The sequence below is a fragment of the Spirosoma harenae genome, from assembly GCF_054776975.1.
The window spans coordinates 265,785-277,712 of the sequence record NZ_BAAHBD010000006.1; the positions used below are offsets into that span (position 1 = coordinate 265,785).

General features: G+C 45.7%; 8 protein-coding genes. 2 read left to right on the forward strand and 6 right to left on the reverse strand.

Going from position 1 to position 11,928, the window contains the following annotated elements:
* Positions 1 to 12 precede the first annotated feature (12 nt).
* The 3 genes from ACYVE4_RS04865 to ACYVE4_RS04875 are packed head-to-tail and all read right to left on the reverse strand — an operon-like array spanning position 13 to position 3,289.
* Positions 13 to 612 carry a biliverdin-producing heme oxygenase gene (locus tag ACYVE4_RS04865; RefSeq protein WP_460995804.1) on the reverse strand — a complete coding sequence of 200 codons (600 nt, stop codon included), beginning with the start codon at positions 610 to 612 and terminating at the stop codon, positions 13 to 15.
* Entirely contained in the window at positions 609 to 1,040 is a 432-nt protein-coding gene (locus ACYVE4_RS04870; protein ID WP_460995805.1) for a response regulator, read from the reverse strand. Before ACYVE4_RS04870 ends, ACYVE4_RS04865 begins: the two co-directional genes overlap by 4 nt.
* An 8-nt stretch (positions 1,041 to 1,048) precedes the next feature.
* A complete protein-coding gene (locus ACYVE4_RS04875) occupies positions 1,049 to 3,289 on the reverse strand; it encodes an ATP-binding protein (protein ID WP_460995806.1) in 2,241 nt (746 codons plus the stop codon).
* Positions 3,290 to 3,490: 201 nt separating this feature from the next.
* Here ACYVE4_RS04875 and rbsK point away from each other — a divergent pair, with 201 nt between their 5' ends.
* A complete protein-coding gene (gene rbsK / locus ACYVE4_RS04880; protein WP_460995808.1) occupies positions 3,491 to 4,399 on the forward strand; it encodes a ribokinase in 909 nt (302 codons plus the stop codon).
* A 129-nt stretch (positions 4,400 to 4,528) separates the two neighbouring features.
* Here rbsK and ACYVE4_RS04885 read toward each other — a convergent pair whose 3' ends face one another.
* From ACYVE4_RS04885 to dnaA, 3 genes are all read right to left on the reverse strand, one after another.
* Positions 4,529 to 6,601: a tetratricopeptide repeat-containing sensor histidine kinase gene (locus ACYVE4_RS04885; RefSeq protein ID WP_460995809.1), complete on the reverse strand. Its 2,073-nt coding sequence runs from the start codon at positions 6,599 to 6,601 to the stop codon at positions 4,529 to 4,531.
* Positions 6,602 to 6,675: 74 nt separating this feature from the next.
* The gene (locus ACYVE4_RS04890) at positions 6,676 to 8,694 is read right to left on the reverse strand and encodes a tetratricopeptide repeat-containing sensor histidine kinase (RefSeq protein ID WP_460995811.1); all 2,019 of its coding nucleotides are present in this window, start codon (positions 8,692 to 8,694) and stop codon (positions 6,676 to 6,678) included.
* A gap of 189 nt (positions 8,695 to 8,883) precedes the next feature.
* Entirely contained in the window at positions 8,884 to 10,293 is a 1,410-nt protein-coding gene (gene dnaA / locus ACYVE4_RS04895) for a chromosomal replication initiator protein DnaA (RefSeq protein ID WP_460996060.1), read from the reverse strand.
* A gap of 307 nt (positions 10,294 to 10,600) precedes the next feature.
* On the opposite strand from dnaA, the gene ACYVE4_RS04900 reads away from it, so the two are divergent.
* Positions 10,601 to 11,923, forward strand: a complete 1,323-nt coding sequence (locus ACYVE4_RS04900; protein ID WP_460995812.1) for a methylmalonyl-CoA mutase family protein — start codon at positions 10,601 to 10,603, stop codon at positions 11,921 to 11,923.
* The last annotated feature ends 5 nt before the right edge of the window (positions 11,924 to 11,928 follow it).

The following is an 11,928-nucleotide window of genomic DNA, read 5'->3' on the forward strand; positions in this document are numbered from 1 at the left end:
TATACGCAATAGTTATTTTGAGCCAGTATTTTGAACCTCCTGAGTGAATCGGTTTTTTTCAAAAATAGCCTGATAATCTGTAAATGCCTGTTTCGCTGCGGCTACTACCTCATCTGCATGCGCTTCTCCCTGACGAGTCGCAAAGGCGCCGAAGTTTTTCCAATTTATTCCTGTCAATTGCCCATAGCCCTGATAAAAACGAGCGTGAGATAGTAATGGCTGAATGGCCGGATTTTTTTGTAATAATCGACCAATTACGGTTCCGCCCAGCATAGACCCTTCACTTACGTAAGCAGCACCCAAAAGCGCCATTGGCGACCACTCTACAAATAATTCAGGTTGTAGATCAGGAAGCGATTCGTTCAGATGCGCCAGATCATCCAGCAACCATTGCGTTTTTCGACGACTATCTAGCTCGTAATCCTGAAAAAAGTCGGGGTGACGTTCAATTGCGGTTTCGAGTGCCTGATGAAACGTTAGATGCGTGCGTAGTAAATGGCTATACTCGTCTGCAGAGAGGGTACCATTTTGCAACGCTTCGGTATAAAAAAGGGCTTCGGTTTGTTCGTGCTGAGGGCGCGTTTCGGCCCGTAAACGTTCCAGTAACGTCATTTGTGATCGATTCCGATGTTATTTTCTAACCAGAAATCGCACATACGACTGATTACGGTTCCGGTTCCCTGGTAATTACCAGGTTTCACTACATAAGCGTTCACGCCCATTTCATACGCCGACTCAATATCTTTTGGATTGTCGGATGTACTGAAGGCTACAATCGGCAAAAACCGGGTCTTGTCGTGAGCCCGCGCTTTCTCAATTACCTCAAAACCGCTGATTCCACCCAGGTTCAGATCCATCAGTACCAACTTGGGAAGCGACTGTTTTTGCCCCTGGTATTTACCCTGTCCGGTCAGATAATTAATTGCTTCTGTACCGCTACTTAGTATCGTAAACGTTATTGGACGCCCCAGTTTTCGCATTAGGCGAGTAAATATATCCGCATCGTTCGGATTATCTTCAACATAAAGTACGTCTGCCATAAAGTTCGTTACGAGTGAGAATTAGTTGGAAAAGCGACTGAAAATGTTGTACCCCGCTCTGGTTCGCTATGAAACCATATTTTTCCCTGATGGCGATTAATAATTCGTTTTACAATAGCCAGGCCAACACCAGACCCTTCATATCCTCGTGCATTTTCCAAACGCTTGAAGAGGTCAAACATTTTACCTGCCTGTTTCATATCGAACCCAATACCATTGTCTTCGACAGTGTAAACAACCTCATCATCTGTTTGTTGTCCGTGCACCCGAATAACGGCTTTTGTCATTGGCCGCGTATATTTAGCCGCGTTACTGAGCAAATTTGTAAAGAGTTGCAGAATCATGGTAGAATCGCCGGTTACGGATGGTGTATCGCCAATTTCCATCTGTATCGAACGATCTTTAATGGTTATCAGGATTTCCTCCCGAATCCCTTCGAGCATTTTCTGCATATCGACTACTTCGTTACTAAGTTCCGTACGACCCATTCGCGAGTAATACAGAATGTGCCGAATCAGCGCACGCATCCGGTCGGTAGAGTCAATAATTTTCTGGAAAAGAACCTGTGCATCCGGATCAAGATCTTTTCCATGTTCCTCCATCAGAATTTCGGAGTAGCAACGAATTGACGAAAGCGGTGTCCGTAAATCATGCGATACGGTGTAGCTAAACGCATCCAATTCTTCGTAAGCCACCTGCAATCGTTGGTTGAGCAACCGAATTTCATTCGCCTGTCTGGTAACAATCTGCAAAATATCTTCACGCAGTTTTACGACAGCGCTGATTTCAGCCTCATTCCACGGATTCGACGTATTACGCACAATCTCGGTCCAGGCGGCAAAACTGGTTCGGGGGTTGATTTGCTGGCGCCCATCCTCACTAATCGTTACGGGTTTCTCGGGGTTGCCAGCCCAGGTAACTTCCTGAATCTGTTCGGGTTTAAACCAGAGTAGATACTCATTCAGCTCCCGCGATAGCACAACAGCCAGCATACCTGACCCAACATCTCGAAAGGTTTCGGCAGGCGAATACAGTTTGGGCAGTTGAGGTGTTTCCAGAAACGACTCAATATTGGTTGTATAGAGCCAATCGGCTAAACCTCGTAGCTCAGCTTCGTCGGGCGTTTTGCCCAGTCGATACACTTTATCGCTAAAGATCAGAGCCGCCCCAGTTGCTCCTGTTACGTCGAGTGCTGTTACTGGGAATCGGGTGAGAGAGCGTACTACATCATCACTTAGCAGTAGTTGCTCGTGCAACCGCTGAACGTTCTGATTATAAAGGTCAAAATTTGATCTATCTTCTTCATCTTTCCGAAACTCCAGAGCGGCTGATAAGAGTTGGCTAACGAATTTGGCCGCCTGGCGAGCCGGATAATCGACAAAAAGCGGACTGGTATTATGACACGAAATCAGCCCCCATAATTCACCGCGATAAATAAGCGAAATACTCATAGACGCCTGAATGCCCATGTTTTTCAGGTATTGAACGTGAATGGTCGAAACGGCTCGCAACACCGAATGCGTCAGATCGAGCGGTTTATCGTCAGGCCAATCGGGCAGCGACAGAATCGGTGAGGGCGTACTATGAACGTCAGCTATTAACCGAACCAGATTCAGTTTATATAGCTCCCGAGCCTGACGCGGAATATCTGATGCGGGATAATGAAGGCCCAGAAAAGGCTCCAAATGATCGTCCTTTGCTTCCGCAACCACATGCCCATGCCAATCAGAACTGAATCGATAAACCATGACCCGGTCGTAACCAATAATGGTTTTTACGCGCTGGGCTGTATGCTGCAGGAGATCCTTAAGTGTTCGACTTGCCTGTACTTCTGTCAAAGCCTGGGCAATTAGTTGCTGGTTGGTCAACGCATCCCGTTCGTTTCCAACGGGTTCCCACTCCAGCAAAATTAATCCCTGATACTGGTGGATGATCAGATTCCAGGACTTTCTATTTAGCGTTACTCGGTGCGGATTGATAGCTTCCCACGATTCAGCCCGTCGGCCCACATTCAGCAGTTCGATGAGTGTATTCGCTGGCAAATCCGTATCCGCCAATAATGTCTGAATCGATTGACCCAGTACGTTAGTAGTTGGTATGCCAATGAGTTCTGCAATATTATCGCTGGCATGTACCACTGAGTAGGTATCAGGCTGAATAGCGATCAGATAACCGTGCGATTGGATATGACCGAGGATATGAATCGGTTCACGATCGCAATTCGTCAAGTCTACAGTGGATACATTCATCAAAAATAAAATTGAGTTTTAAAGCCGCTTTAGTAGTAAGTCAATCGCCGTCAATGACAAAAAATTCATACAAACGCATTGCAATATACGCATGCGATGACTCGCGACCTAGTAACCTGACTACAGGCCAGTCAATTAAAACGCTTGGAAACAGTATATTGTTACCCCGCTTCTATTTAGCTGATACAAACTCTAGTATTCATGCCAAGTCAAATTCTGGTCGTCGGTAGTTCAAACACCGATATGGTTGTAAAAACGGTGAAATTACCCGCTCCCGGCGAAACCGTACTGGGCGGTACATTTCTGATGAATCCTGGCGGAAAAGGTGCAAATCAGGCAGTTGCTGCGGCTCGACTGGGCGGTCAGGTACTATTCGTAGCGAAAGTGGGGAATGATTTATTCGGTCAACAGGCTGTAGCTGGTTTTCAAACTGAGGGTATTGATGTCGATTATGTAGTAACTGACAATAGCTATCCGTCGGGCGTCGCTTTAATCAATGTAGATGATTCTGGCGAAAACTGCATTACAGTAGCTCCTGGCGCGAATGCCAATCTTCAACCATCCGAAACCGACAAAGCCATACAAGCTGTTTCTGCTGATTCAATCGTTTTGCTTCAGCTCGAAATTCCACTCGATACAGTTGAGTACGTAGTACGACAGGCAGCCGGTCGAGGTTTACGAGTCATCTTAAATCCGGCTCCGGCGCCAACCGCAACCTTACCAGCTGACTTATTTCCGCATTTGTTTCTGATTACTCCCAACGAAACTGAAGCCGAGTTGTTAACAGGTATTCGCGTAACCGATCTATCGACAGCCGAACAAGCTGCTCAAAAATTGCATAAGCTGGGCGTTTCAAATGTAGTCATCACGCTAGGCTCGAAAGGAGCCTATCTATCGACCGAAACACAGAGCGAATTTATTCCTACAAACCCTGTTAATGCCGTCGATACGACCGCTGCTGGTGATTGCTTCAATGGCGCGCTGGCAGTAGCGTTGTCTGAAAATCAGTCCCTATCAACTGCTATTGCTTTTGCCTGCAAAGCTGCCTCTATTTCCGTCACGCGAATGGGAGCCCAGGCGTCGATGCCGAAGCGGAGTGAAGTTGATTAGTCAGTAGATGAAGATTTCAATACAACTTTTTGTCATTCTGAACGAAGTGAAGAATCTCAGAGTCGCTCATTAGGACAGTTTGAGATTCTTCACTTCGTTCAGAATGACAAAAACCAATCAAACTCGATATCAGTTAACGGTCTCTCTTTTAGGAACCGCTAACTGAACACGAACAAAAGTCCCTTGTCCTTCCTGGCTCTCGATCTGCAAGTGTCCGCCCTGACGCTCCAGCATTTCCCGACAGAGTCGAAGCCCTAGACCAGTCCCTTTCTCGCCTTGCGTGCCTGGCCGTACATCTGGCCTTGTGAATAAATTGGCCACTTGATCAACTGACATACCCAGGCCTGAATCCCGAATTTGTAATTCTACCTGGTCTTCTTTGCGGTACGTCACTAGCCGAATATAGCCCCCTGATGGCGTGAATTTAATGGCATTGCTCACCAGGTTACGTACTACTGCCTGAAGCTGGTATGGATCGCCAAGGGCTACATGATCCCGATTAACCTGATTAATAATCATTAGCTTTTTATGCTCAATTTGGTCGCTAGCCTGACTCAGAACGTCATTAAGTATGTCAACTAGAAGTACTGACTTCAGAGAAGGCTGCATACCTTTCAACTGAATCATCGACCAATCCAGCAGATTCGTTAGCAGGGTTAGCAAATTATCAACCTGCTTATCAAGGCGTTCCATTAACGGGGGCAATTGATCTGGCGGTTGATTAGGCTCCCGAATCTGACGCAAACTATTTTTCATGCTGGCAACCGGGCTGCGCAAATCGTGACCAATCAGCGAGAAAAGTTTATCTTTTACGCTATTCGTCTCGGCTAACTGGCTGGCCGTCTGCTGAAGTAAAGCTTGCTGTTCACTCAAGAGCGCATAATTACGCCGGAATTTGCGTAGGCTGTAGATGGTTAAACCAACCACAACTAAAAGCAAGATAATGAGGGCTAAACCACCCAATTCCGTCCGACGTGCCGATGTTAGCTGTTCTCGTTGGCGAAGGGAGTTAAGCTGATTGATTTGAGCATTTTTCTGCAGCAGTTTAATCGTGTTTTCTTTCGTCTCAGCTTCGAACTGAGCTTGCATTACGGCTATTTTCTGCACGTTGACCTCCGTAAATTTCTGCTCTTTTAGTTGCTGCTCTTCCCGATAGAGTTGTAACGCCTGTCGATAGTCTCCCTGCGCTTCTAAAACCATACCCAAGCCATTGAGTGAAGCTATGATACCATCCCTTTCCTTATTTTGGCGAGCTAACAATAGTGCATAGTTTGCTTCGCGAAGGGCTTCAGGAGTTCTTTTCAATGCCAGATAGATGACAGCTATTTCCCGTTTTGTACTACTCATATGGGAAACACTTCTTATGGATATGGCTCTCTCAAACGCACGTTGAAGTATGATAATTGCCGTCTGGAATCGCCCTTGTTTGCGTAAATTAATTCCCAGAGATTGCAGCATATAGACAGTCCAAAAGTCGGGCATCGCCGTTAGGTTAGCATAATTAAGGCTTTTACGGAACTGCTGCTCGGCTTCTTTTAGCCTCCCTTCCTTTTCTAAATATTCTCCCACATTTAAATACGCCACCATTTTATCTTGTACTGGCCAGAAACGTTTGTCTAGAGCTACGTATTTTTGCCAATACTGATTTGCCATCGCTTCATTTTTCAATTCATTAAACAGTGCTATGATTAACAGGTAATTAGCAGCCCGCATTGGTCCATATTCATGCTTCTGTAAATAGCGCAGGTTAGCGCCTATCTGATCCACCGCTTTCGACAGATCGCCAGCATCCGAATAAAGCACAGCTAAATTATACTGCAGTTGGACGATCCGTCTCGGGTTAGGATTTTGCTGGGCATGATAAAGAGCCTGCTGACTAAATGGAATACCTTTCCTATACTGACCCTTATCCCGATAATATTTAGATAGAAGGTAGTATAGTTCACTGGCATATACATGTGAAGGCGACTTGGTTAAGAGTTGTAAACCACGTTGTACATAAGGATAAAGGTTATCGTATTGCGTTTTCCCATGATAATACTGAGCAATAGTCAGGTAGATCCGTACTTTGGCACTATCAGACTTTACTTGGGCTAACTGCTTCTTCAAGTCGATAACGGATGGCTGCGGAGACCGAGCCATGAGCAGTGGAGTCACAAACAGTAAAGCGACTGTTACAAAAGATCGACGTATCCAACGCATAGTGAAAAGTAGGGCTTGTCGGAAGAGCTTACTACCGAGGAGACTAGTAAGATAGGTAGTAAATACTATTGATACTAGTTTACACCTTCGCTTTTAGGAGTAGCCAACTTTATCCGAATGGATGTACCCTGGTCCGCTTTGCTCTCGATCTGCAACTGTCCGCCCTGACGCTCCAGCATTTCCCGACAGAGTAGAAGGCCTAGACCAGTCCCTTTTTCTCCTTGCGTGCCTGGCCGGATTTCGGGCGTTGTGAACAAAGCAGCAACCTGCTCAACCGACATACCCAATCCCGAATCTCGAATTTGCAACTCCACCTGACCGGCTTCCAGGTACGTCACCAGACGGATATAGCCACCCATTGGCGTGAATTTAATGGCATTATTCACCAGATTACGTACCACTACCTGAAGTTGGTATGGGTCAGCAAGCGCTACATGACCACGATTGACCTGATTAATAATTGTTAGGTCTTTCTGATCAATCTGGTCGCTAGCCTGGCTCAATACATCTTTAATGACCTCGGACATCTGTACCGGCTTTAGAGAAGGTTGTATGCCCTTTAGCTGAATCATTGACCAGTCCAACAGATTCGTCAGCAATACCAGCAAATTATCCACTTGCTTGTCCAGACGTTCCATTAGGATAGCCAACTGTGTCGAATCTTGATTAAGCCCCCGAATCTGGCGCAGGCTATTTTTCATGCTGGCAACCGGGCTGCGCAAATCGTGACCAATCAGCGAGAAAAGTTTATCTTTTACGCTATTTGTCTCGGCTAACTGGCTGGCCGTCTGCTGGAGCAAAACTTTTTGCTCACTCAAGAGCGCGTAATTACGGCGAGATTTTCTCAGACTGTATACGACTAGTCCAACCACTAACAGAAGCAAGATAATGAGGGCTAAACCACCCAATTCCGTCCGACGTGCCGATGCTAGCTGTTCTCGTTGGCGAAGGGAGTTAAGCTGATTGATTTGGGCATTCTTTTCAAGCAGTTTAATCGTGTTCTCTTTCGTTTCAGCTTCGAACTGAGCTTGCATCACGGCTATTTTCTGCAGATTAACTTCGGTAAATTTCTGCTCTTTCAAGTGTTGCTCTTCCCGATAGTATTGTAAAGCCTGTCGATAGTCTCCCTGGGCTTCTAAAACAGCAGCCAGGCTATTGAGTGAAGTAATAATACTGTTTCGTTCGTTATGCTGTCGCGCTAATAATAGGGAATATTGTGCATCCTGAAGTGCTTCCTGAGGTCGATGTAACGCCTGATAGGTTAGGGCCGATTCGCGTTTTATTTTACTCATATCCCCAAACGAATTGATGAGTTTAGCCTTACTAAACGCCCGTTGAAATAACTCGATTGACGTCTGATATTGTCCTTTTTTGCGTGCAATGACGCCTAAGGCGCGTAGTATATAACTTATCCGTACCATTGGATTTGGTACGGATGGTTGATTCGCATAATACAGGGCTTTCCGAAACTGAGGTTCAGCTTCCCTGAATTGACCTTTAGCATCTAAATACTCTGCCATGTTCACATAAGCAAGCATTTTATATTGTGCCGGCCAGGAGCGCTTATCTAGAGCTACATATTTTTGCCAATACTGGTCCTCCATTGCTTTATTTTTCATCTCGCGAAAAAGCGCAATGATTAACACGTAGTTAGCCCCTCGCATTGGTCCATCATCATGCTGTTGCAGATACCGCAGATTGGTTCCAATTTGATCGACCGCTTTCGACAAATCGCCTACATCTGTATAAAGTACAGCCAGGTAATATTGCAGTTCGGCGGTTCGTTTGGGATTGTGGTTTTGCAAGGCCTGCTCGACAGCCTGCCGTCCAAATGGCAGGCCTCTCTTGGGTAGCCCTTTATAGCGGTAATATCTGGACAAAAGGAAATTCAGCTCACTAGCGTAGACAAGAGGTAGGGGTTTGGGGAACAGTTGTAACCCGCGCTGTACATACGGATAAAGGCTATCATATTGCGTTTTGTCATAATAGTATTGAGCAATTGATAAGCAGAGACGCGCCTTGATACTATCAGACGAAGCTTGAGCTAACTGTTTCTGCAAAGTAACCATAGCCTGCTGTGGAGGCCGCGCCATGAGCCATTTGGTTACAAACAGTAAAGCGACTGTTATAAAAGACCGACTTATCCAATACATAATGAAAAAGCTAGGCTTACCAGACGACCATACTATTTAGGGCAAATGGTAAACAAATAGACAGAATTTTAAAGTCTGCCTGCTTAGACATTAATACTTCAGGAAAGTCTCGTTTGGGAGGTTATCCAATCATTTAAATTGCGCTTTCAGCTTGTCAATTATGTCGCGCGTTTCGGTGTGTTTGGCCACTAAGTCGCTGATTGTCTGCACAGCATGAATTACTGTACTGTGATCGCGCCCGCCAAAATGATAGCCGATGGATTTGAGTGAAAGGTCGGTTTTCTCTTTCGCCAGATACATAGCCACCTGACGCGGATGTACGAGTTCGCGCTTGCGGCTTTTGGCTTTCAGGTCAGCGATAGTAACATTAAAGAAATTCGCTACCGCTTCCTGTACTGTATCAATTGTTACTTCCCGATCCGAATCAACTACAATATTCCGCAGGGTTTGCTTAGCCAGTTCGAGATCAATGTCGCGTCGATTGAGCGATGCTTGGGCCATTAGCGAAACAATGACACCCTCTAGCTCACGAACGTTTGTATTTACACTATGGGCCAGGTACTCAATCACATTATCGTCGATGTAAATACCTTCGGCCTGGAGTTTTTTCTGTATAATCGCAATACGCGTTTCCAGATCAGGCGTCTGTAAATCAGCCGATAACCCCCATTTAAAGCGCGAGAGCAAGCGATCTTCCAGGCCGTCCAGCGCACGAGGGGCGCGGTCGGAGGTCATAATGATCTGTTTGCCGGATTGGTGGAGGTGGTTGAAGATGTGGAAGAAAATCTCCTGCGTTTTCTCCTTTTTCTGTAAGAACTGCACATCGTCGATCACCAACACATCGACTTGCATGTAAAATGACGTAAAATCGCGAATACCATCGGTACGAACCGCGTTCAAAAACTGGTTCGTAAACTTCTCCGACGTGACGTACAGGACAAACTTATTCTGGTTATTATTCTTGATAAAATTACCAATGGCCTGTACCAAATGAGTTTTGCCTAACCCTACTCCACCATAAATCATCAGCGGATTGAAGGAAGTAACCCCTGGCCGTTCAGCGACTGCAAACCCCGCCGATCTGGCCAGCCGATTGCAATCACCCTCTACATAATTATCGAACGTATAACTCGGATTCAGATACGAATCGAGCGTTAGCGAATCGAGATCTTTAAGCTGAAAAGGACTTTTAAGAATGTCAGGGTTAACGTTGTCGGGCTTGGCCGTCTGTGTACTCTTCGTCGTCGGTACGTTGACCGTCAGCGGCTTATTCTGTTCATTCCCCTTATCAACGATGATTGAGTACTCTAGCTGCCCAGTAGGGCCAATGGCGGTGTCAAGTGCTTTACGGAGCGCGTGTACAAAGTTTTCCTCAAGCCACTCGTAAAAGAACTCACTCGGCACCTGAATTGTCAGCACTTTCCCGGTAAGTCGCAGAGGCACAATGGGTTCGAACCACGTATTGAAACTTTGCTCGGGTACGATATCCCGGATAACAGTCAGACAGCGATTCCACACCGTCGTTACTTCACGCTGCATGCCTGTCTGAGTAGTTACATTCACGAGGAAACAATTGAGTTACGGTCGAGCAATTCAAAAAAAGGGAGACAAATATGGGGAAAAAATCTGATCAGACCATGCAGAGTCCGTCACGAATTTTGATTACTGCTGCCTCACTTACGCTAATGTTAAGCTAAAATTAAGGGATAAAGTGGGAACATCAAGGCCAGAAAAAAATCCCTTTGAATAATGCAATCAGAAGTTATTAAAAGGGGTTAAAAACGCGGGTTGTCCTCGAAAAGATAAAAAAGATTACTTTTACTCAGGCATCTTTCAAATACACTGGATGGACTTATTTTTTTCGTCATTATTCCCGGCTACTGACAAATCGGACTGGCTAGCCCAGGTTCAGAAAGAACTGAAAGACGTAAACGCTTACGAAAGTCTTCGCTGGAAAACTGAGGAAGGCTTTACGCTGGATTCCTATTATACCACTGACGACCTTAGCCATCTCCCGATTAATCAGATTCAGGCGGTGCAAAAACCTACATCTGGTTGGCTAAATGCGCCTGAATACACCATTTTCGACGAAAAAACAGCGAATATTCGTCTTCGGGATGCGCTGACGCGTGGTGCAGAAGCACTGGTACTTACAGTCAAACCAAAAGCCGATTTAGCGTCGCTTCTGGACGGCATAAAACTCAGTGAAACGCCTGTCTTTTTTCAATTTGACGATGTGCCTGGCGACCAGGAAATCCTTGACTTTATTCATACCCTAAAAACAATTGCTCCTTATCAACTAAAAGGTGGTTTACTGACAGCTTCGGGCATATCCTGCGAAGTCATTACCCTAACGGCTAACTCACCCCAATTTCGGACGGTATGTGCTAGTAGTCACGTGTTTCATAACGCCGGAGCTACAGCTACACAGGAGTTAGCCTTTACACTCGCTTCTTTAGTTGATACTTACGATGCGTTAACGGACAGAGGATTAACTATTGATCAATTGGTAGCGAAGACGCTATTTTCCATCTCGATTGGCACTAGTTATTTTCTGGAAATCGCTAAGCTCCGGGCTCTTCGTGTGCTCTTCCAGCGGCTGGTATCAGCCTATTCTGCCAATACACCAGCATCTACTTTTATCCACACCCAGACCTCAACATTCTATGACTCAACAGCGACCGCCTACACCAATATGCTTCGAACCACTACCGAAGCAATGGCCGCTAGTATTGGGGGTTGTGATGCTCTGACCATTCATCCATACAATGCAGTAACTAGTCAATCAGATGAGTTTCCCGAACGAATCGCTCGCAACGTATCGGTACTTTTAAAGGAAGAAAGTTATTTGGGCAAAGTTGCCGATCCGTCGGCAGGTTCATACTACATCGAAACGGCGACGTCCCAATTGGTCGAAGCAGCGTGGACATTGTTTTTAGATATTGAAGGCCGGGGAGAATTTGCCAAAGTGCTGGCCGAAGGATTTATCCAGTCAGCCATTGAGAACGCGTATCAGACTAAAGTTGAAGCCGTAAAACAGGGAAATGTGTTGGTAGGCGTTACCAAGTTTCGATTTGATGAGAAAAACGCCCAACAGTCTATCAACGAAGTCAGTGAAAATCAAACCAGCTTTCTACCTAATCGAAGACTAGCAGAATCATTCGAGTAAATTGC